24 protein-coding genes are annotated in these 24,241 nt (G+C 60.3%); 9 read left to right on the top strand and 15 right to left on the bottom strand.

The features are described from left to right. Positions 1 to 16: 16 nt before the first annotated feature. Genes qhpC through FIV03_RS16495 form a run of 4 tightly spaced genes read right to left on the bottom strand, consistent with a single transcriptional unit; the run spans position 17 to position 4,708 of the window. On the bottom strand, positions 17 to 349 hold the full coding sequence (gene qhpC, locus FIV03_RS16510) for a quinohemoprotein amine dehydrogenase subunit gamma (RefSeq protein WP_152510316.1): 333 nt from the start codon (positions 347 to 349) through the stop codon (positions 17 to 19). Beyond that, on the bottom strand, positions 346 to 1,782 hold the full coding sequence (gene peaB / locus FIV03_RS16505; RefSeq protein WP_062488317.1) for a quinohemoprotein amine dehydrogenase maturation protein: 1,437 nt from the start codon (positions 1,780 to 1,782) through the stop codon (positions 346 to 348). The genes qhpC and peaB overlap by 4 nt, the downstream gene beginning before the upstream one ends. Positions 1,783 to 1,799: 17 nt before the next feature. Then, positions 1,800 to 3,365, bottom strand: coding sequence for a quinohemoprotein amine dehydrogenase subunit alpha (peaA, locus tag FIV03_RS16500; protein ID WP_173013871.1), 1,566 nt, complete (start codon positions 3,363 to 3,365; stop codon positions 1,800 to 1,802). Then, the gene (locus tag FIV03_RS16495) at positions 3,362 to 4,708 is read right to left on the bottom strand and encodes a lycopene cyclase family protein (protein ID WP_209009682.1); all 1,347 of its coding nucleotides are present in this window, start codon (positions 4,706 to 4,708) and stop codon (positions 3,362 to 3,364) included. Before FIV03_RS16495 ends, peaA begins: the two co-directional genes overlap by 4 nt. Before the next feature lie 242 nt (positions 4,709 to 4,950). On the opposite strand from FIV03_RS16495, the gene FIV03_RS16490 reads away from it, so the two are divergent. Further along, positions 4,951 to 5,976, top strand: a complete 1,026-nt coding sequence (locus FIV03_RS16490; protein WP_152510314.1) for an AraC family transcriptional regulator — start codon at positions 4,951 to 4,953, stop codon at positions 5,974 to 5,976. A gap of 49 nt (positions 5,977 to 6,025) precedes the next feature. On the opposite strand, the gene FIV03_RS16485 is transcribed toward FIV03_RS16490, so the two are convergent. Beyond that, positions 6,026 to 7,066, bottom strand: coding sequence for a glutathione S-transferase C-terminal domain-containing protein (locus FIV03_RS16485; protein WP_152510313.1), 1,041 nt, complete (start codon positions 7,064 to 7,066; stop codon positions 6,026 to 6,028). A gap of 76 nt (positions 7,067 to 7,142) precedes the next feature. Next, complete coding sequence (locus FIV03_RS16480; RefSeq protein ID WP_055655176.1) at positions 7,143 to 7,709, bottom strand: hemerythrin domain-containing protein; 567 nt, start codon at positions 7,707 to 7,709, stop codon at positions 7,143 to 7,145. Between the two features lie 149 nt (positions 7,710 to 7,858). On the opposite strand from FIV03_RS16480, the gene FIV03_RS16475 reads away from it, so the two are divergent. Next, complete coding sequence (locus tag FIV03_RS16475) at positions 7,859 to 8,779, top strand: LysR family transcriptional regulator (RefSeq protein WP_152510312.1); 921 nt, start codon at positions 7,859 to 7,861, stop codon at positions 8,777 to 8,779. A 40-nt stretch (positions 8,780 to 8,819) separates the two neighbouring features. Here the strand turns inward: FIV03_RS16475 and FIV03_RS16470 are convergent, their stop codons facing one another. The 6 genes from FIV03_RS16470 to FIV03_RS16445 form a co-directional block, all read right to left on the bottom strand. Beyond that, complete coding sequence (locus FIV03_RS16470) at positions 8,820 to 9,596, bottom strand: SDR family oxidoreductase (protein ID WP_152510311.1); 777 nt, start codon at positions 9,594 to 9,596, stop codon at positions 8,820 to 8,822. Next, complete coding sequence (denD, locus tag FIV03_RS16465) at positions 9,593 to 10,579, bottom strand: D-erythronate dehydrogenase (protein ID WP_152510310.1); 987 nt, start codon at positions 10,577 to 10,579, stop codon at positions 9,593 to 9,595. The genes FIV03_RS16470 and denD overlap by 4 nt, the downstream gene beginning before the upstream one ends. A 204-nt stretch (positions 10,580 to 10,783) precedes the next feature. Further along, positions 10,784 to 11,710 (bottom strand): SRPBCC family protein, encoded by a 927-nt coding sequence (locus tag FIV03_RS16460; RefSeq protein WP_152510309.1) that lies wholly within the window; start codon positions 11,708 to 11,710, stop codon positions 10,784 to 10,786. After that, positions 11,707 to 12,048, bottom strand: coding sequence for a metalloregulator ArsR/SmtB family transcription factor (locus tag FIV03_RS16455; RefSeq protein ID WP_152510308.1), 342 nt, complete (start codon positions 12,046 to 12,048; stop codon positions 11,707 to 11,709). Before FIV03_RS16455 ends, FIV03_RS16460 begins: the two co-directional genes overlap by 4 nt. A gap of 210 nt (positions 12,049 to 12,258) precedes the next feature. Then, complete coding sequence (locus FIV03_RS16450; protein WP_228872444.1) at positions 12,259 to 13,026, bottom strand: glutaredoxin; 768 nt, start codon at positions 13,024 to 13,026, stop codon at positions 12,259 to 12,261. Between the two features lie 148 nt (positions 13,027 to 13,174). After that, entirely contained in the window at positions 13,175 to 14,566 is a 1,392-nt protein-coding gene (locus FIV03_RS16445; protein WP_152510307.1) for a PLP-dependent aminotransferase family protein, read from the bottom strand. A gap of 261 nt (positions 14,567 to 14,827) precedes the next feature. On the opposite strand from FIV03_RS16445, the gene FIV03_RS16440 reads away from it, so the two are divergent. From FIV03_RS16440 to FIV03_RS16410, 7 genes are all read left to right on the top strand, one after another. Then, positions 14,828 to 15,688 carry a DMT family transporter gene (locus FIV03_RS16440; RefSeq protein WP_152510306.1) on the top strand — a complete coding sequence of 287 codons (861 nt, stop codon included), beginning with the start codon at positions 14,828 to 14,830 and terminating at the stop codon, positions 15,686 to 15,688. A 154-nt stretch (positions 15,689 to 15,842) separates the two neighbouring features. Next, complete coding sequence (gene lysM / locus FIV03_RS16435; RefSeq protein WP_023000769.1) at positions 15,843 to 16,277, top strand: peptidoglycan-binding protein LysM; 435 nt, start codon at positions 15,843 to 15,845, stop codon at positions 16,275 to 16,277. A 327-nt stretch (positions 16,278 to 16,604) separates the two neighbouring features. After that, positions 16,605 to 17,543 (top strand): ABC transporter permease, encoded by a 939-nt coding sequence (locus FIV03_RS16430; protein ID WP_152510305.1) that lies wholly within the window; start codon positions 16,605 to 16,607, stop codon positions 17,541 to 17,543. Then, positions 17,544 to 18,422, top strand: a complete 879-nt coding sequence (locus FIV03_RS16425; protein ID WP_152510304.1) for an ABC transporter permease — start codon at positions 17,544 to 17,546, stop codon at positions 18,420 to 18,422. It begins immediately after the preceding gene. A 5-nt stretch (positions 18,423 to 18,427) separates the two neighbouring features. Continuing rightward, entirely contained in the window at positions 18,428 to 19,969 is a 1,542-nt protein-coding gene (locus FIV03_RS16420; protein WP_152510303.1) for an ABC transporter substrate-binding protein, read from the top strand. 56 nt (positions 19,970 to 20,025) lie between these two features. Beyond that, a complete protein-coding gene (locus tag FIV03_RS16415) occupies positions 20,026 to 20,637 on the top strand; it encodes a hypothetical protein (protein WP_152510302.1) in 612 nt (203 codons plus the stop codon). Further along, complete coding sequence (locus tag FIV03_RS16410) at positions 20,634 to 21,257, top strand: hypothetical protein (RefSeq protein WP_152510301.1); 624 nt, start codon at positions 20,634 to 20,636, stop codon at positions 21,255 to 21,257. The genes FIV03_RS16415 and FIV03_RS16410 overlap by 4 nt, the downstream gene beginning before the upstream one ends. A gap of 457 nt (positions 21,258 to 21,714) precedes the next feature. Here the strand turns inward: FIV03_RS16410 and gstA are convergent, their stop codons facing one another. From gstA to FIV03_RS16395, 3 genes are all read right to left on the bottom strand, one after another. After that, positions 21,715 to 22,320, bottom strand: a complete 606-nt coding sequence (gene gstA / locus FIV03_RS16405) for a glutathione transferase GstA (RefSeq protein WP_152510300.1) — start codon at positions 22,318 to 22,320, stop codon at positions 21,715 to 21,717. Beyond that, positions 22,317 to 22,721 carry a hypothetical protein gene (locus FIV03_RS16400; protein ID WP_152510299.1) on the bottom strand — a complete coding sequence of 135 codons (405 nt, stop codon included), beginning with the start codon at positions 22,719 to 22,721 and terminating at the stop codon, positions 22,317 to 22,319. Before FIV03_RS16400 ends, gstA begins: the two co-directional genes overlap by 4 nt. Positions 22,722 to 22,808: 87 nt before the next feature. Continuing rightward, entirely contained in the window at positions 22,809 to 24,029 is a 1,221-nt protein-coding gene (locus tag FIV03_RS16395) for an NAD(P)/FAD-dependent oxidoreductase (RefSeq protein WP_152510298.1), read from the bottom strand. Positions 24,030 to 24,241 lie beyond the last annotated feature (212 nt).

Raw genomic sequence — 24,241 nt, 5'->3', positions numbered from 1 at the left:
GAAGGGCGTCAGCCGGTCAGGTTTCGCTGTCGGACGGGAAAACCGTTCCGAGCGAGCGCCAGTCCTTGCCGGCATTGTCGGCATCGGCGTTCCAGTTCCGATAGGAATTGATGGTGTCCGGCACCTGGGCCGGCCACCAGCAAGGGTCCGAACAGCCATAAAGATCGGCCTCCATCGGTTGGCACAGGGCCGCGACACCGCCGAACGGGTCGACTTCCCAGCCGGGATCGAGGGTCGATGTGCAACCAACCACAACGGTCTGCATGGCCCGCACTTCGTCCATCTTGTCGGTTTCGACCGCAGTGACGACGCGGTCAGCTTTCTGGTTCAGGGGTTTCAAGTGTCTCATTTGCCGAATGCCCTCCGAGGCATGATGTGATCCGAAAAGAAAGCCGGAGCGCCGGCGATCAACTCGCCATAGACGCCGATACCAAAATCCACCCAGTCGCGCATGAGGTCGCAATAGTGGTAGGTCGGCTTCATCGGATCGGAGAAATGGGCGTAACTCTCGTGGTAGCAGCCACCCGCGCAGATGTTGCGGATGCGGCAGGTGGAGCAGCCCTTGTCAGTGCGGTCTGCCCGGTCCTCGATGAAACGGGCGAGCTTCTGCTTTTCAATGCCGCCGTCGACCGTGCCATAGGTCTCCATGTCGGACCCGGTGAACCGATGGCAGAGATTGAGACCGCCCTCGTGATCGACCGCCAGCATGCCGAGCCCTGCCCCGCAAGGCAGTGCCTTTGACCGGCCTTCGTAAAGGTCGTTCATGAGCTGGTGCATGTTGGAAAAGCCGATGTTGCGGCCAAGAAGCGCTTCATCCCGGTAGTGCCGTCCAAGACGTTTCATCTCGTCGAACACTGTCTGAAGCTCGTCGCCGGTCAGGTTGAACGGCGCGATGGGACCGGAGGTCACCGGCGAGAAGCCGACTTCATGAAAGCCGATTTCGTTTTTCAGGTGATCCCAGATCTCGTAGACGGCAGTCACGCCATGGGTCAGCGTCACTCGCCCGCCGACCGGGCGGGAGGTGTAGCGTTCCAGCAGCATCCTCGTCTTGGAGGCAACGACGTTGTAGGTGCCCTTGCCGCCGACTGTCTTGCGGTTCTTGTCGTGAAGCGCCTTAGGCCCGTCCATCGAAACGGTCAGACCGAACCGGTGTGCATTGAGCCAGTCAACGATCTCCTCGGTCAGAAGTGTCGCGTTTGTCGTCAGGGTAAAGTCGACACGCTTGCCGAGAGTGCCGAAACGGTCTTCCGCGTAGGCAACGACTTCCTTGATCAGGGCCAGGTTGCTGAGAGGCTCGCCGCCGAAGAAGACAACATTGTAGCTGTCCCGGTCGGGGCTTTCCGCCAGCAATAGTTCGATCGAGCGCTTCGCCGTTTCGAACGCCATGCGCCGGCCCTTGGACGGCGTATCCAGATCTTCCTTGTAGCAATAGGTGCAGGAAAGATTGCAACCCGTGTTGACGTTGAGAACGATCGTCGTCAGCGGGAAGTTCTGGATGTGGATAGGCGGCCGTTCCGCCCGTGGCGGGCGGCCGTCGGTGATAATGTCGAGATCGAGAAACGAACGGATCCGCTCTGTCACCTCGAGCGGATCGACCCGGCCGCTGAACCGTTCCCGGACATCGGCTTCGGAAACCCTGGTCCGGTCTCTGAAGAGGTCGATCACGTCATTGTCGAGCCGGTCGATCTCGAACAGAGATGTCGTCGGCACGTGGAAGAGCAGATGGCGTCCGTCAACTTCGACCCGGTGCGCATTCTGCGGCTGAAAAAAGAGATATCCCATGATTACAAACTCCTGTTTCAGCGGATCGGGGGATCGTTCCAGCGCTGCACCGTGACGATGAGCTGACCTTCGCCGGTCGCCTCTCCGCTGGTTGCCAGCACCTTCAGATTGCCCGCATTGTTGGTGGAGAACGGACGCTCGGTATTCGGGCCCGCAACGCCAGGCATGAAGATGCCGAGCGTCTCATCCATCACACCTGCATATTCCGTATCTTTCAGGTGCTCGGCCTCTTCGTTGAAGGGCGCAACCGACCAGGATGCCGGCACGGAGCCGATGCGGATATCGTCCTCGGTCCCCGGCTGACCGTCCGGACCATTCCAGTAACCGACCGCATCGAAGCGGGCGGGTACCTTGCCGGCAGACCCGCCACCACCGCCGACACGGGCAACGGCAAAGGCCGGCTCCACCTTCAGGCTGTCGACATGGCTATAGACCGCCAGCGTCTCATCCGTGGCGGTGTCTCCGGACGCAACCGTGATCAGGCCATCGGTATCCGCCGCGGGAGAGACTTCAATTGCGGATCCATAGGCGTTGGCAGCGCCACCGGTGGCTTCAAGCGCACCGCTGAGGGCAATATCGCCAAGCCCAGTGCCAACGATCTGGACCGTAGCGCTGCTGCCGGCCGGAACCGTGGACGGCACGACGCCGACGACCGCAGGAGTCCCGCCAGCCCTGGCCGCCTTGAAGGAGCCTCCCAGACTATCTTCGGCATGTAGGAACTGGCGGCCGCTCAAGCTGCTGCCATCTTCCGAAATTGCGAGGATCTGCCGGTACTTCGTTCCGCCAATGTCCAGGTTGGCGCGCCATTCGTAGCCGGTATAGACGTTCAGCTTGCCCTCTAGGGTCAGCTCCTCGCCGCCGACGGTCATCAAGGTGCCGGAAACCGTATAGGGCTGACTGTCACCTGAGACTTCAAGCGTGCCGTAGGCTTCGCCCTTCTCCGGCAGGCTGGTTGCGAACACCCAGCTTCCAGCGGCCTCCGGCTTTTGTGCCTCCAGCCAGGTGTTCCAGGCGTCGGACTCGAGCGGATAGCGCTCGGCCAAAAGCGGCACCACTTCCTCGCGGGCCAGTTTCAGCCATTCACGATCACGCCCGAGCGCCTGATATTCCAGGGTTGGCCATTGACCGACATGGAAATCGATATGGAGCGCCCATTCCTCCTGTGTGCGCCGCTGAAGCTTGAAACGAGCGGCTGAATGGCAACGGGAGCACATTTCGCCGAGCGGGGCCTCAACCTCTTCCAGGTGTGCAGGTTCACGTTCCAGAACGTAGCGCAGTCCTTCGGTTTCGCTGGGGGCAAGACCTTGCGTATCCGAAAGGTAGTGCACCAGCTCGCTCTGCACGGCAGGCTCTATTTCCATGCCGTGGAAGAGCCGCATGCGAACGATGGTCATCAACCAGCCTTCGGGCGTCTTTCGCTGACCGCTGATGCGGCTGAGCGCCCCATTGTCGTCGGCCATGTGACAGCCGCTGCAATTTTCCTCCAGAAGCGTGGCACCATCCTGCGCCCCCGCCGGAAGAGGCATCAGAAGCATTAGCCCGGCAAGACCGGCCAGATGCCCCTTTCGCATTCGTTTGATCATGCTGTTTCCCTCATTTTGGTCTGCTGTTGTTTTGTGCGGCTCAGCGAGCCATGCAGAAGTCCGCGGCTTTCAAGCCAGCTGAAGGCGGCCTTGAGCGCGGGAGACGGTGCGCCTGGCGGCGGCTGCGCCAAGGCGGAAGACGGAAAGAAAGGCTTCAGGTCGCCCACTGGAATGCCCGCGACATAAGCAACGCCGCCGGGATCCTGCGGCGTCACCAGCACTTCGCGCTCGACCAGGTGGTTACCTTCGACAACAACGCGCTTGTGCAGGCTGTTTTCGAACACGGTCGGATGGGACGGTTCGTCATCCGGCCATGAAACCCGTTCCGCCCAGAAAGGATTGTCGGAAAGGCCCGTTTCCAACCGGTAGAAATCGCGTCCCGTTCGCGCCTGACGCCAGAAGGTTTCCACGACGCGGTCACGGTAGAACCGGACGGCAAGACGGCTTCCATCCTCCGGGTTCTCGAGCATGGTCAACGCGCTCGGCACCGCGGAAAGCGCGGACGACAGGGCCCAGAACAGGCCGTGACCGGACAAGGGATCGATTGCAACCGCGGCATCGCCAACCGGGATGACCGGCAGCTTCAACCGGGGAGCTGCCAGAACAAGACCGGCCGAGCGGGCAATCAACGGATCCTGAAAGACGAGGTCCGAGAACCGGCCAGCAAGTTGGTCCTGGGAAAGGAACCGGGCCATTCGTTCCCGCAAGGCTGCTTGTCCGGCTCCAACGAGATCATCCGCGCCAACGGAAATCTGCAGCCAGCGGCCAAAACCCGGATCTTCCGCAACCCAGAGCCAGCCTTCAGGGGTGGCCTCCACATGGGTACCGGCGGCACCTGCAGCTTGCGTGGCCAGTCCTGCAATTGCCAGGGTCTGCGGCCCCTTGAGGCGCTGGGCGGTAGAAGTCTGCCGTCCGCGTGCGTCGATCAACAGGCGAGCGCGGATCTCCTCACCAGTCGTAAGCTTCAACACGACGCCGTGCTGTTCGTCGGATTTCAGGATCCGGGCAAGGCGTGCCTGCCGGGTCTGTGCGCCTGCCTCAATGGCTGCACGCCTCAAGGCCTCGTCGAAGACATGACGTCGAACCAGCCGCTCGCCATTGGCCGTTCCGGTGAGGCCAGCCCATGTCACGTGTCGGGGTAAGGGGTCGCTGGCAGCACCCAGCACGTCGCCAAGTCCCTTGGCAACAAGAAGCTGCGCCACCCGCTCGCCGAGGCCTTCCAGCCTGGGCCGACAGGTTGCCGGGTCGATCAGGAGCACGCTGAGCCCGGCACAAGCCAGCTCACGCGCTGTGAATGCACCGGCGGGTCCACCGCCGGCCACTGCCACATCGATGCAGGTCACCAAATCTGTTCCCTCGTCCGGCCGCCCAAGTTTTCAAGGTGCTGAACCGGATCTCTCTGTGCCTGCCATTAGAGAGAGGGCTTTTTCGTACTTCTCGACAATTTCGGCCAATCTTTGCCGGCCTATTGAAATCCCGAACTGGTCAATTGCAACAACTCCGGAACTCTGCTGTAGTTGAAGCTTCCACTTGCCGTTTACTGCGGCAGGTGGGCCAAGCGGGACTTTCGGGAGAGGCGGGGGTCATGCCAACAGGTGCCACGATCATCGCAGGTGCCTTGAGCGGTCTGCAGTCAATGCTGATCGACAAGGGGCTGGAGCCGGCAGCTCTGGGACGCCAGAGCGGCGTGCCTGTCGACGCCTGGCAGGACGCACACTTCGAAATCCCGCTTTATGCGTTTGTCGAGATCTACGAGCACGGCGCCGCCATGCTTGGCCAACCCGGCATCGGCTGGCAATCAGGACCCAGGCTCAACCTTCACGACCTCGGCGAACTGGGTGAAGCCCTTCTGACTGCCTCCACCGTCGGTTCTGCTTTGCGAACGTTCGAACGCTTCATCAAGTTCATCCAGAGCGAGACCGATCTGCAGCTGACCGTTGAAGACGGCGTTGCCACCCTCACCTACCGTATCCTCAATCCGGATATCTGGCCGCGCAGGCAGGATGCGGAATTCACGCTTTCCGTCCTGACAGAGCTTATCCGGCGTGGTGCCGGACCCAACTGGCAACCGGATCTCATCTGCTTCGAACACACGGCGGCGCGCCCGCTGTCGATCTGGGCGGAAACCGCGGGCAGCTTCTGCCTGTTCGACTGTGAAACGAACGCGCTCAGCTTTCCTGAAAAGGTCCTGTCCGCCTCAATGCCGCGCGACAGTGGCGGTGGCCATCGCAACGCTCTTGCCAGCTTGAGCGAGGCACTTGCCAACAAGGCCCGCACCAAGTCTTTGACCGCACGCACACGCACGGCCATCTACGAGGGTCTCGGCACCGGGACCTCCGACCAGGAAGCCGTTGCCCGGCGCCTCGGCCTTTCGCGCCGCAGTCTGCACAGGCATCTGGGTGAGGAAGGCTTGCGCTTCTCCACTCTCCTGGACGACTGCCGCTACCGCATAGCCCGCCATGCCCTTGTCGATACCAGCCATTCCCTGGCGCAGATCGCCTTCGAACTGGACTATTCCGACCAGACCGCTTTCGAGCGGGCGTTCAAGCGCAAGACCGGCATGACGCCGAAGCAGTATCGGCAAAGTTATGGCCGAACGCCTGCGCGCTAGCTGACGCCTGAGAGACTGACCAACAACACGTAGCTCGCCTCCACCCCACTTACGGCGCCCCTGCAAGTTCGGGATGCGAATAGGCCTGCGGGTAAGGCATTGGCCGGAACGGCCCTAGCGGCACGACGTTGTTCCAGGAGCGCCCGAAATACCCCTGCCTGCAGTGGACCAGCGAAGAACTGTCGGCAACACCCGGCAAGGCATGCACCCGGCACAGCCAGTGCCAGAGATTGGGATAGTCCAGGATCCGCGCGCCGTTCAGCTTCATGCGCACAAAATAGACAGGGTCGTGCCGGTAAAGCGTCGGAAACAGCCTCAGGTCGGCTTCCGTAAAGCTCTCCCCGGTGAGAAACGGTCCACCATTCGCTGCCAGCCGGTCTTCCAGCTCTGCCAGCATGGTGAAGTAACTTTCGTAAGCTGCCGCATAGACGCTCTGGTCGGAAGAAAAACCGGCCTTGTAGGCGCCATTGTTTATGCGTGTGTAGATTGCCTCGTTCAGGGCATCGATCTCCGACTGCAAATCCATATCGTTCGGATAAAGGTCAGGCCTTTTTTCCCGAACTATCGCACTGCCCAGCGTCTCGGCATGCGCGTTGAGCATGCGGATGATCTCGGCGCTTTCGTTGTTGACGATGCGCTTTTGCTTCTTGTCGTAAAGGACCGGGACGGATCGTTCATCAGACCCTTCGGCGCGGTATATCTGTTGCACCAGGCGCAGCCCCTCGCCCGTCGCCGTTTCCTCAGTGCATTCCGGCAAGGGCGCACCTGTCAGGCTCGCAATCCGACCAGGGTTGAATTCCCAAAGGTTCTCCCCTGCCGGATCGTCTTTTTCAGTCCGGCCCGGAAAGGCGACATCCATGGAAACACCGGACTGAAGCCCGAGGATGTTTCGGGCAAGGGTTACACGGTGGCACCAGGGGCAATTGAGTGCGACAAACAGATGATATCTCCCGGGTTCGGCCGGGAAATCCGCATCGCCGATAGCAGACCGAAAGCCGCTGACACCGCGCACGAACTCTCCTTGCGCACGTCGACCGGCCGCATCAGACTGGTTTTCTTCCTTGGACAAATCGGCATTCGGCTTGGGCATCGTCTTCCTCCGGGGGCTGTCAGTCTAGAACCAACGAGCGGCCGGGCGCAAAACCGCACCCGGCCGCTTGTTGCCGTTATCCGCGCAGGCGATGGTGAAGAATGATCGGAACTGCCAATTCCTCTTCATCACTCAGGTGGCGCGCCAGCAGGCTTTCAATCGTCCCGGTGACCGGCTGCAGCTTGCCGGCTTCCTCACGCGCCTGCGCTTCGTCCAGCTGGACCAGCTTGATGGCGCGATTGGCGGTTCGCGAGAGCTGGAACAGCATCGCATCCAGCGCCTCGTGATCCTTCTCCAGGATCTCCAGTCCCTTCTCGAAACGCGGGTCGGCCTCACAGAGTTCCGGAAAGTAGCTCTTGTCTTCCCAGGTGTGGTGGCCATGGAGATTGCGTACCAGCAGATCGCCGTAACGAGAGAGCCTGGCAGCAAAATCGTCCGGGTCTCTCAGCTTCTCCAGATAGGCTTCCGTTTCGAGACGAACCAGTTCCGCCAACTGCCGGAACATCACATGTGCCCCCAGCCAGTTGCTGGTTTTCTCCTTGAAACCGGGATGTGCCTCCCAGGTATCGCGCGGATACGCATCCAGCAGAATGCGCATGTCCGCGGGCATTTCCGTGGTGCGAATTTCAATATCTGCGTTCATGACGTTTCCAATCTGATTGTTGGCGGGCCGGATCGGAAGACACCTGGCGTGAAACGGTCCGGCACTTCAGGTCTTGCCACAGATAGGAAGTTGCAAATTTCATAACCAGATATCAAAATCAGGGATCAACGTTCTGATTTGGAGAACACTTGGGACAGATAGAAGACCTGCGCCTGTTCGTTCAGGTGGTTGCCAGTGGCAGCATCTCGAAAGCCGCTGGAGAACTCGGCATTGCCAAGTCGGCCGTCAGCCGACGCCTGTCCCTCCTGGAAGATCGCTATGGGACCCGTCTCGTCGATCGCTCGCCCGGCCATTGGGACCTGACCGAGCCCGGGCGCGAACTCTTTCAGCGCGCGAGCCGCGTCGTCAGTGATGTCGATGATATCGAGGACGATTTCCTGAGCAGCGGAACAGCCCCTTCCGGGCCCTTGTCGATTTCGATACCCAGAGATTTCGGCCACGGTTTCCTCAATGTAGCGCTGATTGATTTCCAGGCTCGTCACCCGGATATCCAGCTGACCGTGGATTTCGATGACCGGCTGGTCGATCTGGCCAGAGAGAACTACGACTTTGCGATCCGTATCACCGAAACGCGGCCCGAAGATGCCATCACGCTGAAACTGGGTACCGTGGAGCATTGCCTCTTTGCCAGCCCCGACTACTTGCGCCAGCATCCTGCACCGCAATCGATCGAAGATCTGCAGCAGCACCGGCTTCTTCATTTCGGCTGGGCCAGGCGGACCGTTTGGGAGTTCCAAACGCAAAAAGGCAAGCGCCAGCAACTTGAGTTTCAGCCCGCACTCAATTCCAACAGTGGCGCGTTCCTGCTGGATGCAACCATCCTGGGGCATGGCATCAGCCGGCTGCCGGATTTCATCGTGACGGGCGCACTGGCAGCCGGACAGCTGGTGCCCCTGCTACCGGACATCGCTGTGCCGGCCTGGGGCATCTATCTGCTCCACGCCCGTGAACGCCGCCTCAACCGTCGCATGCGCCTGTTTGCGGAGGAGATCCGGGCAGCTTGTCTTTCCGGCCTTGGCAACGAGCCGCAAGTCCCTGCCCCGGACTGAAACCCTTCCGGACTGAAACCCTTGCAGCGCGAAGTCTAGATCAGCCGCGCCCCACGAACGGCATACCGGTTGCCATCACCGTCAACGTCAGCACATTGGCATCCAGCGGCAGGCTGGCCATGTAGGTGACGGCATTGGCGACGTGGGCCGGATCAATGGTCGGCTCGGAAGCGGTTTCGCCATTTGCCTGCAGCACACCACCGCTCATTTTGGCCGTCATGTCACTGGCCGCGTTGCCGATGTCAATCTGGCCACAGGCAATATCGAAGGGGCGTCCATCCAGTGCGGCCGATTTCGTCAGGCCGGTAATGGCATGTTTGGTCGAGGTGTAGGGAGCCGAATTCGGTCTTGGCGTCGTGGCCGAAATCGAACCGTTGTTGATGATGCGCCCGCCTCTTGGTTCCTGCGCCTTCATCAGCCGGAAGGCCTGCTGGGTGCACAGGAAGGCACCAGTCAGGTTTGCCGCCACGACAGCGCTCCATTCCTCGAAAGAAATATCTTCCAGTGGAACGGACGAATTCGAGATCCCTGCGTTGTTGACCAGGAGATCGAGCCTGCCGAAAGTCTTCGAGATCTCGTCAAAAAGCATCTTCACAGATGCCGGGTCACCGACATCAGCGGCAATCCAAGAGACTTCATTGCCGCTGTTGCGGGAGAGTTCGGTCGCAGTCTTTTCAAGGACATCCTTGCGGCGGCCAGTGATCAGAACCCGCCAGCCGGCGCGGCTCAAACCAGCGGCAACTGCCTTGCCTACCCCCGTGCCGCCACCGGTCACAAGCGCGATCCTTCCCTTCACGTCAAATCCGTCTGCGGTCATGGGTTTCTGCCTTCCAGTTCATCTTCGATATGTATGCGGATGATGTCGTCAAAGCTTGCTTCCGCCTGGAACCCAAGGTCCAGCGCACGCCTGGCATCGAAATTCCTCGGCCAGCCCTCAACGATCCGTGCAATAGCTTCATCCGGTTCCTGGCGGATCAGCCTGACGGCCTTTTCCCCCGCGACCCGCCGCAAGGCCTCGATCTGCTCCCCGACAGTGGCGGAAAGACCCGGCAGCGTGACCGTTCTGCGTGGACCGATGCCAGCAGTGTCCATCCGCGCGGCATGAACGAAGAAGCCGACCGCGGCACGAGGGCTGGCGAACCAGTGGCGCACGCTGTCTTCCACCGGCAGAACAGCCTCCTGCCCGGCAAGCGGCTCGCGCATGATGTTGGAGAAGAACCCAGAGGCCGCCTTGTTTGGCTTGCCCGGGCGAATGCAGATGGTCGGCAGGCGCAGGCCTATGCCGTCGAAAAAGCCCTTGCGGGAATAATCGGCCAGCAGAAGTTCGGTGATCGCCTTTTGCGTGCCGTAGCTTGTCAGCGGCGTTGTAAAGAATTCATCGCCGATCTTTTCGGGAAACGGCTGACCGAACACTGCAATCGACGATGCGAAGATCACCTTCGGAAAATACGGCTCGCGTGCGCCTTCGATCCGGATCGCCTCAAACAACTCGCGGCTGCCGTCGAGATTGACCGCATAGCCCTTTTCAAACTCCTGCTCCGCTTCGCCGGAGACGATGGCCGCCAGGTGAAAGATGACATCGGGGCGCGAAGCGACCAGCGTCCGGGCGGCTCCTGCTTTCGAAAGATCCAAGGTGATCGCCTCGGCAATTCCGGGCAATGCTGCTGGAACTGTTGGCGAAACGGCATCGGCCAGCGTCAGTCGGGATACTTCAAAACCAAGAACCTCCGGCTGCGCAGCCAGCTTTTCAACCAGCTTGCGGCCAACCATACCGGCAGCGCCGATGACGAGAACATGCATGGAGGGTCTCCGCGGAACTTGATGGCAGGAACGTTCCTCGGGAGACTTGCGGAGATTGGACCGAAGGGCAAGGCGGATTAAGCGGAAAGGTGTTCTCCCGGCCGAAGTACAACCTGAATGCTTCGACATTCGGCCTGTGAGCGGCCCGCAATAAAAGTGATCCCCCTGAGCCACTTTCGCAGATCAGGGAGACAACGCGGCGGCTCAACCCGCCTTGATGAAGTTTTCCAGTTTGCCCAATGTCTGCTGTCCAAGTTCCACAGCACCAAAGCCCTTGGCTTCCTGGAATTCCGCAGCAGTGCTGAAGACCATGCCGAGCGTGACCTTCGTTGCGCCGTCTTCTTCCTCGAACGAGGCCCAGGCGTCGGCATGCTTCGGGCCATTCTCGCCCCAGAGCAGCGTATAGCTGAGCCGTTCGTTTGGCCGGACGTCCGTATAGAGATGGTGGTTCGGAAAAACCGTACCGTCTGGTGCGATCATGTCGAACACCCACTCGCCGCCTGCGCGCAGATCAATCCGGGTGGTGCGGCAGGAGAAGCCGTCCGGCCCCCACCATTGCGGCAGGGTTTCAGGGTTCATCCAGGCGCCCCAGACAACGGACCGTGGTGCGCGGATCACCCGCTGCAAGATCATCGTGCGCTCGGCAGCGCCTGCCAGATTGTTCAGGCCCGCATTGAAGCCGTCCCGATATCCGCCTTCCATATTCGCGGCCAGCGAGGAAAGCTGCACGGTTACGGACATGCGGCTGCTTTCACCCAGATCCGCGATCGACGCCGTAACAAGCGCGATGGACTGAGTTTCTCCTTCGCACGAAATCACCTCGTAATTCACGCTGCGCAGAGGTGGCTGAAGGTCCAGCCAACCGCATTCGCAGCGCATATCCGGCTGGCCATCCACCTTGCAGAGCGAAATTTCGCGTCCGCCCACCCTGGTGTCGGCTTCGAGAAATTCCACGGTAACGGCAGGTGACGGTGCCGCCCAGACAGCCCTTGCCGCCGGAGCGGTCCAGGCCTGCCAGAGGGTTTCGGCAGGAGCAGCCATGTCGCGCTCGAAGACAAGCGTCGCAAATCCGTTTCTTCCCTCGCCAGCCGCGTTGGAGGCTGTGTTGTTCAGAACCACGCTCTGCGTCATTCTCCGTTCTCCTTCATCACGTTCATTACAAACGCATCCAACCTGTCGAGGCGAGCCTCCCAGATGGCGCGCTGTTCATCGATCCACGTCCGCACCGGCTCCATGGCTTCCGGAACGATGGCGCAGGTGCGTATGCGTCCATCCTTGGCGGTGGTGATGAAACCTGCCTCCTCCAGCACGGAAAGGTGCCGCATGACCGTCGGCAGCTTCAGTCCGGTCGGCTCCGCAAGGTCTGTCACCCGCGCCGGGCCACTTGCGAGCCTTGTCAATATCGCGCGGCGCGTCGGGTCGGACAGCGCGTGGAACAACAGGGAGAGATCAGGATCATGCTTAGCCATATTGCTAAGTATTTCGAAATCCACATCAGGCGCAAGAAAAAACTTCGTCAATTAGCTAAGTTTTAGCCTAAAACGGTCAGCGCGATTAAAATAAAAGACTTTAACGTCAGATAGTTATAACCGAACCTTGAAAATTAATCGCAAGGGCGAACCTGGCCAATCTGCCGTCCATCCCCCCTGGCCGCAGAAGCCAACGTGCTTCGCACCCCGTCATCCCATCAGCAAAACCCGAGCCGGCATCCACAGCCCCATGGCCGTCATCATCAGGCTTTCGGTCAATGAAACAAAGCCGAGTGGAACGGAGGAACTGCCGCCAACGCAGGCGCATTTCAGCTCCCGTTTCTCCAGATAAACCGCCTTGAATATGCTGATAGCGCCCATCAGACCAATAAAGAAGGAAACCGGCGCCGACAGCCAGACCAATGCACCGGCCGTCATCAGGATACCGGCGAAGGCTTCGGCATAGGGATAGATCCTGGAATAGGGAACCCAGCGCCGCGCCAGCAGGTCGTAGTTGAGAAACATCGTGGAAAAACTCTCCACGTCCTGCAGCTTCTGGATTGCGAGGATTGTCATGGAAAGCGACACGAACCATTCCACGGCCCGCAAGCTGAGCAGCGTTCCATATTGATGCCAGGAGAGGCCAAGCGCCAGAAGCAGGGCCACTGAAAAGATGGCGATCACGGGCCGATAGGTCGTGTCGCTACGCTCCTCCTCTGGCGGATCAAGTTTGAAATAGACGCGCAAGGAGTCATAGCCCCCGATCCGCTTGTTGCCGACGAAGGTTTGTGGGGTCGTCTCGACACCGTGTTTTTCCATGAAGGCGTCTGTCTCCTCACGGGTGGTGAGGTGATGATCTTCAACCTCGAAGCCCTGCCGTTCCAGAAGGTCCTTCGATTTCAGGCCATAGGGACAGATGTGCCCGGGCATGACCATTCGGTAAAGCCTGGCGGTCTTTTGCTCGTCAGTGCCGTTCATCGGAAAAGCTCCTCAGTCAAACGGGATCCGACCGGGAAACGACCACTCACTTCGACATGATACTGATTGCGCAAGCATGCCTGTCCCGCACCGGTCGGCTGAAGTTTTCTGACAGGCAAACGCGGCGAGCCACGGATGGTTGCGAGGATCAGCCTCCACCTGGGTTCATCGCGCTTTCCAGCACGTCATAAACCTGGCGCTCGCCCATCTGGCTGACATTGAACCTCAGGAAACCGGTCATCGTCTGCGAAACACTGAAGACGTTGCCGGGGGCGAGCACGACGTTCCGGCGCAGCGCCGAGCGGGCAATGGCGGCTGCATCCCGGCCGTCCGGCAGACTGCACCAGAGATAAAAGCCACCCTTGGGGCTGAGCCAGGGCGTTATACCAAGTGGCTCCAGCCTGCCGGCAACCTCGCGCCGCTTCTTCGCAAGGCGCACCCGCAAGGCTTCCATGTGCTTGCGATAACTGCCGTCGCTCAGGACGCCATAGACAAGATCGCTCGCGACCGGTCCCGGGCCACCGAAATTGGTGGCCACTTGCAGGTCAACAAGCGCCTCGATCCAGTCCGACCGAGCGGCAATGTAACCGCAGCGCACGGAGGCAGACAGGGTCTTGGAAAAGCTGCCGATGCGGATGACACGCTCCAGTCCATCCAGAACGGCAAGGCTCGGCAGGGGTTCAGGCGCAAAGCTGCCGAATATATCGTCTTCGATCACCACCAGGCCGTGGGCTGTCACAAGGTTCAGGACCTTGTGCGCAACCTGAGGCGAGATCGTCGCGCCGGTGGGATTGTGAAGGCCGGAATTGGTGATGTAGAGCTTGGGCTTGTGCCGGGTCAGCGCTTCTTCGAACAGCTCGGTATCCGGTCCGCTGCGCGTGAACGGCACACCGGCAACCTCCACCCTGTGCGCCTTCAGCAGCGCCTGAAAGTTGAAGTAACACGGGTCATCGACCAGAACCGTGTCGCCCGGCCGCAAAAAGAAGCGGCAAATGAGGTCGATCGCCTGCGTTCCCGATGGCGTGAGCAGCACCTGGCCGGGGTTCACCTCAAGGCCTTCTTCCGAGAACTGCCGGGCGAGCAGATGGCGCAGGTTCAAAGCACCCCGAGTTTCGCCATAGTCGAACAGGTGGCCACCGCCGGTACGTGCCAGCGCGCGCAAGCCACGCTGCATGGCCTCGCTTGGCATCCAGTCCGCCGGCAGCCAGCCGCAGCCGGGTTTCAGAACATCCGGCCCGGCATCAAGCGACTGGCGCGACACCCAGAACGGGTCGATTTCCCGGTCAAGCTGCGGCCCGACGTCGGCGACCGAGAACGGACGGGCGGCATCGGCAACATAAAAGCCGGAGCCTCGACGGGCATAAATGATGCCCTCTGCCGCCAGCCTGTCGTATGCGGTCACGACTGTTGACGGCGACACCCGCATGGTCGCGGCAAATCCACGGATAGACGGCAGCTTTTCACCAGGTTGCAGCAACCGGCTGGCGATCTTCCGCTTGACGGCTTCCATTACCGTGGCCGTGCGTGTGTCCTGTTCCATTCGTTTGTCCGCTGAAGTGTATGGCAAGTGTGTACAGTACAGTTTTGCAAAATTGTATTGCACTGTCTCTGTCCTGACCAGCCCCTCCGGATTATTCCTGCCCCTGCAACGTGGCGTCATGGACGTTCAGGAAGAGGCTACGTTCGGCAAGCCTCGCTTTTGTCTGCTGGCCTCTCGGCTTCGCAAAAGAGCAGGACGGATGCGGCAGCCTCCCTGACACGCGAGTGAACCTCGAAAAACAAGACAGCAGAAGGACCGGATATGCAGGCATCGATGGCAGGATGGGGCAGCGGGCTCCTGGGCGTTCTCATTTTCAGTGGCTCCCTGCCGGCAACACGGGTTGCGCTCAGTGGTTTCAACCCGATGTTCCTGACCTCCGCCCGTGCCGTTGTTGCGGCGCTCCTTGGCATTGCGTTGCTGCTACTGCTGCGGCAGGCTCGACCGGAGCGGCGCGACGTGGTCTCGCTCTTGATTGTTGCGGCCGGTGTCGTCGTCGGCTTTCCGCTGCTGACGGCACTTGCCCTGCAACATGTCACTGCGGCCCATTCGATTGTCTTCATCGGTCTTCTGCCCCTGGCGACCGCCCTGTTCGGCATGTTGCGCGGCATGGAGCGCCCAAAGCCCCTGTTCTGGGTATTCTCCTGTACAGGCAGCGCGGCTGTCGGCGCCTATGCGCTGTCACAGAGTGCGGACCTTTCACTCAAGGGCGATCTCCTGATGCTGGCGGCGGTCATTGTCTGCGGCTTCGGTTATGCAGAAGGTGGCGCCCTCTCCCGCCGTCTTGGCGGCTGGCAGGTCATTTCCTGGGCACTTGCCCTTTCGCTTCCCGTCATGGGAACGCTTGCACTGCTGACATGGCCGGACAGTTTGACAGGCATCGAAATGCCCGCCTGGGTCGGGCTCGGCTACGTCTCGATTTTCTCGATGCTTGTGGGCTTCATCTTCTGGTACCGGGGCCTCGCCATCGGCGGCATTGCAGGTGTCGGCCAGTTGCAACTGCTGCAGCCCTTCTTCGGGTTGATGCTGGCCAGCCTGCTGCTGCATGAACCGGTGTCTTCAACCATGCTCCTCGTCACCACCCTGGTGGTGGGCTGCGTTGCCGGTGCCAAGCGCTTCGCCTGAAGCCTCTTCTTTCCGGCCCGCCGCACACGTCTTGCCCAACCGGAATTCGATTCCGCCTCCCTGAGAATTTTGCAATATGGTTCCGTATCGTGAAATTGCCTCCGCCGGGGCGTACCGGCGGATTTCGGCTGAATTGACTTAAAGGAAAAATGACATGGGTTTCTTTGATTTCGTGAAGGATGCGGGCAAGAAGCTGTTCGGCGATGACGAAGCGCCGGAAGCAAGCGCTGGAGCCATCGAAAAGGAAGTTGCCGACCTCGGCCTCGATGGCGACGTCAAGGTTGAAGTCAGCGGCGACACCGTCAAGATCGCAGGCGCAGCCCCTACCCAGGAAGCCCGTGAAAAACTGATCCTTGCCGTCGGCAACGTACTTGGCATTTCCAAGGTCGAGGAAGAAATCACGGTCGAAAGCAGCGAACCGGAAGCCAAGTTCCACACGGTGGTCAAGGGCGATACGCTCTGGAAGGTTGCCGAGGCGGCCTATGGCAACGGCGCAAAGTACCAGGCGATCTTTGAAGCCAACAAGCCGATGCTGTCCGATCCGGACAAGATCTATCCGGGTCAGGTGCTGCGCATCCCCGCCCTCTAAGTCCGAATTTCCGCAAGCCACGGCTTCCCCGTGGCTTGCTTCCTTTTCCGGGTGTTACCCGTTGCGCTCCATGTCCGCCCGCAGGGCCGGCACCGCTCAGAACCTCTCTCCAGGCATATTTTCCGAGACGCCCGGTCCCCATGCCTCCTGGGCAACCTCATAGCTGCGCCCTCGACTTTTCCGCTTTTCAAACGGCAGTACAAACTGCCGGATAGAAATCTGAGTATTTTTTTCAAGTTTTTTTACAAACCAGCCTCGACACCACCCTTAGAAATATGATTATAAAGCTCAAGTTTTCTCATTCAGTGGATTTGGGGCGGTTTTCGGATGGTGCGCCGGCTGAGCCACAGGCTTGTCCAATCGGTAATACTGCTGTTCCTGGTGTCCATTGCCGGCTTCGCCCTGTTGCGCCTGTTGCCGGGGGATTTTGCTGAAGTACTGCTGTTGTCCCAGATGGACGGCACCTTGCCGGATGCGGCTGCGGTCGACAGATTTTCAGCCGAAAACGGCTTTGACGATCCCCTGCCCGTTCAATACCTGCGCTGGCTCGGCAATGTGCTGACAGGGGATCTGGGCACTTCCTTCGTCACCGGAGAAAGCGTTTCCGCCGATATCCTGCTGCGGATACGCCAGTCACTGATCCTGGCACTGCTGTCGATCGGCCTTGCCCTTGTCCTTGCAGTGCCGATCGGCTGTTTTTGTGCCTATCACGCCGGAGGCCTTGCGGATCGTCTATTGGCGGTGGCAAGCGTTGCCGGCCTGTCCATTCCCAATTTCTGGTACGCGCTGCTGCTGGCGCTTCTGTTCTCGCTTACCCTCGGCTGGCTGCCGAGCTCGGGCCACGGCACGATTGCGCATGCGGTGCTACCGACGCTGGTCATCGCGACCACCATGACAGGCGTGATTGCGCGCTTCGTGCGGGCCAGGCTCTTGGACGAGTTCCACCATGCCTACATCCGCACGGCCAAGGCCAAGGGCCTCAGCCAGACGCGGATCCTGCTGCATCACGCCCTGCCCAACATCCTGCCTTCGCTCCTGACCCTGACCGGACTGCAATTCGCCCGTGCCTTTGACGGCATGATCATCGTGGAAACGATCTTCGCCTGGCCGGGCATCGGCAGCCTGCTGGTCGCTTCGCTGCTCAACCGTGACTACCCGCTGATCCAGATCTGCTTCCTGGTGATCGCCTGCGGCTACATCATCATCAATCTCCTGGTCGATTACCTTGTGACGCTGGCTGACCCGCGCGTTCAGGAGGCCATCTGAATGGCAATATCCCGACGCCTGCTTCAGACAAGACCTGATGCACAGAGCCGAGAAACGCGTGCCGGACTGCTGGCCCTTCTCATACTTCTGATCGTGCTGGCACCGCTCGCAGCGCCCTACCCGCCGGACCAGATAGACATCCTGAACCGTCTTGCGCCTCCGGGCTGGCAGCATTTTCTGGGCACCGACCAGATGGGCCGTGATGTCTTTTCCCGCCTCCTTTACGCTGGCCGCCTCACAACCGGCGCGGCCCTGCTGGTGGTGCTGGCGTCCGCGCTCACCGGCACGCTGCTCGGCTGCATCTCCGGCTATCTCGGCGGCTGGCCGGATCAGCTTCTGATGCGCTTTTGCGAGGGACTTTCTGTCCTGCCAGCACTGGCGATTGCCATGATCATCGCCGGAGTCATGGGGCTTGGCCTTGCCGTCGTGCTTCTGGCGCTGACTGCCGTGCACTGGACCGAATATGCCCGGCTGGTGCGCAACATGATCCTGGTGGAACGGGCCAAACTTTATGTGCAGGCGGCTGAAGCGCTCGGTTCGTCGCGCAAACGCATTGTCCATCGCCATCTGCTGCCGAACATTACCGCGCCTCTCCTGACCATGGCCGCCTATTCGCTCTCCTGGGTCATCCTCGCCTTTGCCGGGCTCAGCTTCCTTGGCCTTGGCGTGGAACCTGGAACAGCCGAATGGGGCCGGATGATCGCCGATGCGCGCAACCACATGCGCAGCCATCCGCATCTCGTCCTCGCCCCGGGCCTGTCGATCACCGCCTTCGTCATGCTGGTGAACCTGCTGGGCGACGGCATCGGCGACCGGATGCGCGCCCGCCACACCAACCTTTTGACCCTTCGAAAAACAATCCTCAAACCAAGGAGCTAATCCTCATGATCTCCCGCAGAACCCTGGTCCGTCTTGCCGTTTCCGTGGCAACGGCCGCCATGCTGAGCCTGCCGCACATGCCGGCGCAGGCCGAAGGCAGTTCAACGCTGACCGTTGCCACCATGTGGGAAGCCCTGCCGCTGTCGATGAAACCGCGCCGCAGCCGTTTCTTCAACGAAAGCGAGATTTTGGACACTCTGGTAAAGCTCGATTTCGACATGAAACTTGTGCCCGGTCTTGCCACGTCCTGGGAACGCGTTTCACCCAATGTCTGGCGCTTCCAGCTGCGTGACGGCGTCACCTTCCATGACGGCAGCGCTTTTGACGCGGAAGCCGCAAAGTTCTCGCTGGAGCGGGTGATCGCGTTGCTGCCCTATGCATCCGACCTGCTCAACATCAAGGAAGTCCGCGCCGTTTCCGGCCTTGAACTGGAAATCGAGACCAACGAACCTTTCACAGCCCTGCCAAACCAGCTGACCGACGCCATCACCGTCATCTACGGCAAGGCCTCGTTCGACGACAACGGCGAGTTCGTGAAGCCGGTCGGCACCGGTCCCTGGGTGTTCAAGGAGTACCAGAAGCAGGACCGCACCACCGTTGTACGCAACGATGACTATTGGGGCGAAGCACCCAAGCTGGAAGAAATCGTCTACCGCTACATCCCGGACCACAATGCCCGCGCGCTGGCCCTGGAAACCGGCGAGGTCGACTTCGTCGTCCACCTGTTGCCTTCCGATGTGGAACGCATGAAGGCCGACGAGAAGTTCGAAGTCTATGCCGAGCCGAGCGCAGGTCTCTATTACGGCGCCTTCAATGCCGGTGAAAACAGCGTGCTGCATGATCCGAAGGTTCGCCAGGCGGTAAACCTGATGGTTGACCGGGAGATCCTGGTCAAAGGCGCGCTCGACGGCATCGGCAAGCCGGCCTGGACTTTCTTTCCGCCGGAATTCCCGTGGGCCGCACCGGAGCTTTCAGCCTATTCCTTCAACCCGGAAAAAGCAGCCAGGCTTCTGACCGAGGCCGGTTACGAGAAAGACGGCAACACCTGGCAGAAAGACGGCGAGCCTTTGAGCCTGCGTATCCTCAGCTATTCCAGCCGCGCCGAAATGGCCACGATCAGCGAGACAATGGCCGCGCTTCTGCAGCAGCAGGGCATTGCCACAAAGCTGGAAATGTACACCTGGGAAGGCATGCTCGATCTCGTCAAGCAGAGCGACTATGACGTTTCCGTCGTCTTCTGGACCCCGGAAATGACCGGTCATCCGGATCTGCACCTGAAGTCGCAGTTCCATTCCAAGGCGGGCCTCAACTACCAGAACTGGGCGAACCCGGAATTCGACGCGCTCGTCGACAAGGGCCGCACGCTGGAAGAAGGTCCGGAAGCTCTGGAAACCTATGCCAAGGCACAGGAAATCCTGCAGACCGACGCGCCGATCATCCCGCTGGTTCACAAGATCTATGTGGCTGCCTCTAGCGAGGACGTCAGTGGCTACAAGGTCCATCCTTCCGGCTTCTTCTACAATTTCAAGGCCGTCAGCAAACAGTAACTGCGCCTGACCTTTGCCCGGACGGTTATCCGTCCGGGCCTTTCCGGGAGACCCGAATGGCATCCTGCCTTTTTCTGAAACCGATCAAGGGCGCCGGCAACGACCTGCCCGATGTTGGCGATTATGTGCCCGACATCGACGTGATCGGCCATTACGACCTCGAAACCGCCGACCTGTCGCGTTACCCCGCGCTCTGCCTGCCGGCCCATCTCGACCAGCGATTTTTTGGCAGCCTGACAGCGAAGATCGAACAGTTTCTGGATGCTGGCGGCACGCTGGTATTCAACGGCCATGTTGCCTGGCCAATGCTGCCCGAATTCCAGCCTTTCGTTCCCCTGAACCGCTTCTCGCTGGAAGACCTTCAGATCCACCGGTTGACCGACCACCCGGTGTTCGAAGGCGTTTCAACCGGGGAATTGACCTATCGACGGGGCGTTGCCGGCTTCTACGCCCGCGGTTTCAACCCGCCGCCGGAAGGCGCTGTTAGCCTCCACGGTGTCGGCCCGGACCGCCTGCCCTGCGACTGGGTCTATGAGCGCCCGTCCGGCGGTCGAATCTTCATGCATGCCGGCAATGATCTTTGGATGTACGTCGGCTCCAGCGACACAACGGCGCGCATTGCCCCGCAGCTCTGCGCCTGGGCCAGCGGAAAAGGACCCCAGCAATGACCACGCTCGCAGTGCTCGACGCCGGCACCTACTACCATCATCGCACCATTTACGAGCCACGCTACCGCGACTTTTTCGACGAGATCATCTACACGCGCGACCTGCCGGAAGCAGATTTATCCGGCGTCGATACCCTGCTTGTTTCCTGCCGCACGGACCCTTCGGTGCTGCGCCCCCGGCGCGAACAGATCGCCGACTTTCTGGCAAGCGGCAAGACCGTTGTCGCCATGGGCTCCACCGGACATCCGGACTGGTTGCCCAATGTGAACTGGACGGACACGCCGACCAATTTCTGGTGGTGGAAGGAAGGCGGCGAGATCGGCCTGAAGTTGGCAACGCCCGACCATCCCCTCTTCAACCGGCTCTCCCTGGCCGACGTCACCTGGCACTATCATGGTTATTTCCAGGTGCCAGACGGAGCGCAGTCGCTGGTCGATGTCGGAGATCTCGGCTCGATCTTCTACGAGGACACGGTTTCCACCCCCGGCCGCCTGCTGATCACGTCTCTCGACCCGATGTACCATCACGGCAGCTACTTCATGCCGGCGACAACCCGGTTTCTGGACGGGTTCCTGCCGTTCCTGAAAGGGACTACTGCAGAACTTGCGACAACGACATAAGCCTCCTGAGCGCAGCCCTTTCCGCTGCGTTCCCGATGCGCTTCGAGTGAAGGTGGCATTGTCAGAATTCGTCATGATTGTTCAGAATTGGTAGGTGGAACCAGCCTGACGATCCCCGGTATTTACGAATATGTTGAGCGGCACACGCCTGTGTCGAGGAAGTACATCAGGAACATACCGAGGAGTGGCGGCAGAGAAATTGGTTTCCGGCAATACCCACGTCGCGGCTGGAAAAGACCATTCTCGTCCCCCCACACGCAGATCCTGCGCTTAGACCGCCTCTCTTTTCCTGAAGATCTGACGATGGCGCGTGTGTCCCACGCCGCTCTGGCCGGCGACGCACTGCCAACTGGCGGTGCGTTCGCTGCCGGCACGGGCTTGTTCGTGGATCTCTCACCTCTTCACAGGGTGACCCCCAGTCCGCGCCGCGCTGCCTCGTCAGCGGATATGGCCGGCCCTATTCTGCCAAACCTTCGCTCTCCAGGGCATCGCGGACGGACTGCCGCCTTGCAACGTCGTCGGAATGTCGTTGCAAGGCTGGCCAGTCCGCAATCGAAAGCTTCTGATCGTCAAGCCAACGGCAAACGGTAAACAGATAGGCGTCGGTCAGCGAAAAGGCTGGGCCCATCAGGTATCTGTGCTGTTGGAGATGTCGATCAATCACACTCAGCCGCAGCGACAAGTGTGCGCGGCCTGGAGTAAGAAATGCCTCCGGCGTCTTTGGGCGAAACAGCGGACTGAAGCTTTTGTGAACCTCGGTTGCAATGTAATTCAGCCATTCCAGGGCTCTCAGGCGCTCCAGTGCGGCTTCCGGCAACAGGCGGGCCTCGGGACGGACCATGTCTATATATTGCAGGATCACGGGGACTTCGGTCAGCAGTTGGCCATCCTTCATTTCGAATGCCGGAACGTACCCTTTGGGGTTGATCTGGCGAAAGTCGTCCCCTTCTTCTGTCCGTCGTGATTTGTAGTCGACTTTTATCAAACGAAAATGCAGACCGGCCTCACGCAGGGCGATATGCGGTGCCAGCGAGCAGGCTCCCGGCATGAAATAGAGTTTCATTCCGATTGCCCTCCGGACCCAATGTCAGGAATGCCATCCAGCAGGACGAGCGCAACGTCATAAGCCCGGCCGTTCGCTTCCTCCATTCTGTGTCCCGAGCCATGCAGGTCAGCAGCCAGGAACTGATCACCGGGAGATAGCAGCCGCGTGTCTCCATCGCTCGTTTCAATGCGGACCGAGCCACCGAGAACGGTTCCAAGAACAGGTACAGGCGCGCAATGCCATTCGTCCTTGTACCCGGGGGGGGGATGCATCATGAGAACGCCGGTTGCATCTATGGTTTCGGTCACACTGTAGCCCTTTGGCGAAGGCGGCGTGAAATCACCGTCCGACAGCGTCCAGAACTCATCCGAAAAATGGGAGTCGCCGTTTGCGCGTGAGCAGATTTTGACGAATTTCATTCTCTTGGTTCCTGTTCGAAGCGTGTTGCGCCCGAGGCAGCCCGGGTTACCGACATGCCGGGCTTGCACCGGCCCGGGGCGGCTACATCAAGCGGTTGCGTTTGCAGGGACGGACTGTCCGTTGTCGGCATGAACCTTCCGCGCTCCGTGGTCGTCAGAAGATACGCCATGCGTCGTATCAGCGGCGATCCCGGCGGCAATCCTGTTGGCTACGATCCCGGCGGCATCAAAGTAACCGGTGAAAATCGGCTTGAACCCGGTGAACCAGAGACCGGGATTTTCCGGATCACGCTCGCCCATCGGGTAGTGCGGCACCCCATTGGGGTCGAGCACGCCGAGATGTCCCAGCAGCGGTTCCAGCCCCGTGCGATAGCCTGTTGCCGCGATGACCACGTCGGGTTCGCAGCTTGAGCCATCCGTGAGGATGACGTTGTCCCCCTCGAAGCGGTCAACACCGGGAACGACCCGGAACCGCCCGGTCTTCAGGCCGGCGACGAATCCGTCATCGATCGCAAAGGTGACACCGTCCCGCAAAAGCCGGGTTCCGCCTCCTTCTGGATGGGTGCTCAGCCCGTATCGGCGAAGATTGCCAAGAAAAACCCGCTCGGTAAGCCGAAAGGCCGGATCCAGAACCCAGGCTGGAAGGGCCGCAAAGACCCGGGCCAGCCGGTGCAGCGGAAACCCGAAGATGCGCTGTGGTACGACTGCAGGCCCGTATCGGACAGACACGATGACCTCTGCCGGTTGGTGCCGCGCGAGATGGTTGAGCGCGTCCGTACCCGAGTTGCCGGCGCCGACGACCAGAACGCGCTTGCCGTTGAAGCGGGACACATCACCGAGGTCTGCCGAGTGCAGAAACTCACCCGAAAACTGGTCGCGTCCCGGCCAGTCCGGAATGTGCGCAATGCTTTCGCGGCCCGTCGCGATAACCAGATTGTCTGCTTGATAGTCACCGGTCGCGGCGGAGACGTGCCACCCGTCTGGCGTACGGGTGACCCCGGTCACCTTCCCACCGTATCGGACATGTGTTTCCAGTTCCGCGACATAGGCTTCAAGAAATTCCACTACGGTGTCACGCTTCAGAAAGACGCCATCGGTCTTGGGCGCCTTCTGGCCGGGCAGGCTGGCAAACTTGCGGTGTATGTTGAGCCGAAGCGCCGGATGCCGCGCCCGCCAGGGTTCAGCAACCCGGTCCCGTGCTTCCAGCACGGTGACTGGAAGGCGACGATCGGAAAGAGAGCGTGCCATGGCAAGACCCGAAAGTCCTGCTCCGATGACAAGCGTGCTGACATGTTGTTGGGACTTCATGGTCAGTCCTTTCGATGTCTTCTCAGCAAATGCTGAGGAAATTCGGGGTCACGCAGATGTGCGTATTGTTCGAGACCCAAATCCTGCAGGAGATGGTCCGAAAGCCGCGAGAGGTCTCCGAAATTCCGGCGAAAGCGTCGTTTTTCGCGCGCTTCTCTGATCCGTTGCCAAAGGCTGTTCATGCGACTTGAGACAGTCCTGTGCGGCCCGGC

It is taken from the genome of Labrenzia sp. THAF187b, assembly GCF_009363375.1.
GTDB lineage: Bacteria > Pseudomonadota > Alphaproteobacteria > Rhizobiales > Stappiaceae > Roseibium > Roseibium algicola.
Note: the sequence above shows the minus strand (reverse complement) of the source record. Positions and strands in the feature narration are given on the sequence as shown.

What these genes read in the sequence shown, in the direction of transcription:
- FIV03_RS16490 (WP_152510314.1), top strand. Translation starts at nt 4,951, where the DNA reads ATGCCAACAGGTGCCACGATCATCGCAGGTGCCTTGAGCGGTCTGCAG.
- qhpC (WP_152510316.1), bottom strand. Translation starts at nt 349, where the DNA reads ATGAGACACTTGAAACCCCTGAACCAGAAAGCTGACCGCGTCGTCACT.
- FIV03_RS16395 (WP_152510298.1), bottom strand. Translation starts at nt 24,029, where the DNA reads ATGAAGTCCCAACAACATGTCAGCACGCTTGTCATCGGAGCAGGACTT.
- FIV03_RS16430 (WP_152510305.1), top strand. Translation starts at nt 16,605, where the DNA reads ATGGTGCGCCGGCTGAGCCACAGGCTTGTCCAATCGGTAATACTGCTG.
- denD (WP_152510310.1), bottom strand. Translation starts at nt 10,579, where the DNA reads ATGCATGTTCTCGTCATCGGCGCTGCCGGTATGGTTGGCCGCAAGCTG.
- FIV03_RS16485 (WP_152510313.1), bottom strand. Translation starts at nt 7,066, where the DNA reads ATGCCCAAGCCGAATGCCGATTTGTCCAAGGAAGAAAACCAGTCTGAT.
- FIV03_RS16400 (WP_152510299.1), bottom strand. Translation starts at nt 22,721, where the DNA reads ATGAAATTCGTCAAAATCTGCTCACGCGCAAACGGCGACTCCCATTTT.
- FIV03_RS16425 (WP_152510304.1), top strand. Translation starts at nt 17,544, where the DNA reads ATGGCAATATCCCGACGCCTGCTTCAGACAAGACCTGATGCACAGAGC.
- FIV03_RS16420 (WP_152510303.1), top strand. Translation starts at nt 18,428, where the DNA reads ATGATCTCCCGCAGAACCCTGGTCCGTCTTGCCGTTTCCGTGGCAACG.
- FIV03_RS16415 (WP_152510302.1), top strand. Translation starts at nt 20,026, where the DNA reads ATGGCATCCTGCCTTTTTCTGAAACCGATCAAGGGCGCCGGCAACGAC.
- FIV03_RS16445 (WP_152510307.1), bottom strand. Translation starts at nt 14,566, where the DNA reads ATGGAACAGGACACACGCACGGCCACGGTAATGGAAGCCGTCAAGCGG.
- FIV03_RS16440 (WP_152510306.1), top strand. Translation starts at nt 14,828, where the DNA reads ATGCAGGCATCGATGGCAGGATGGGGCAGCGGGCTCCTGGGCGTTCTC.
- FIV03_RS16480 (WP_055655176.1), bottom strand. Translation starts at nt 7,709, where the DNA reads ATGAACGCAGATATTGAAATTCGCACCACGGAAATGCCCGCGGACATG.
- FIV03_RS16460 (WP_152510309.1), bottom strand. Translation starts at nt 11,710, where the DNA reads ATGACGCAGAGCGTGGTTCTGAACAACACAGCCTCCAACGCGGCTGGC.
- peaA (WP_173013871.1), bottom strand. Translation starts at nt 3,365, where the DNA reads ATGATCAAACGAATGCGAAAGGGGCATCTGGCCGGTCTTGCCGGGCTA.
- lysM (WP_023000769.1), top strand. Translation starts at nt 15,843, where the DNA reads ATGGGTTTCTTTGATTTCGTGAAGGATGCGGGCAAGAAGCTGTTCGGC.
- FIV03_RS16450 (WP_228872444.1), bottom strand. Translation starts at nt 13,026, where the DNA reads ATGAACGGCACTGACGAGCAAAAGACCGCCAGGCTTTACCGAATGGTC.
- gstA (WP_152510300.1), bottom strand. Translation starts at nt 22,320, where the DNA reads ATGAAACTCTATTTCATGCCGGGAGCCTGCTCGCTGGCACCGCATATC.
- FIV03_RS16410 (WP_152510301.1), top strand. Translation starts at nt 20,634, where the DNA reads ATGACCACGCTCGCAGTGCTCGACGCCGGCACCTACTACCATCATCGC.
- FIV03_RS16455 (WP_152510308.1), bottom strand. Translation starts at nt 12,048, where the DNA reads ATGGCTAAGCATGATCCTGATCTCTCCCTGTTGTTCCACGCGCTGTCC.
- FIV03_RS16470 (WP_152510311.1), bottom strand. Translation starts at nt 9,596, where the DNA reads ATGACCGCAGACGGATTTGACGTGAAGGGAAGGATCGCGCTTGTGACC.
- peaB (WP_062488317.1), bottom strand. Translation starts at nt 1,782, where the DNA reads ATGGGATATCTCTTTTTTCAGCCGCAGAATGCGCACCGGGTCGAAGTT.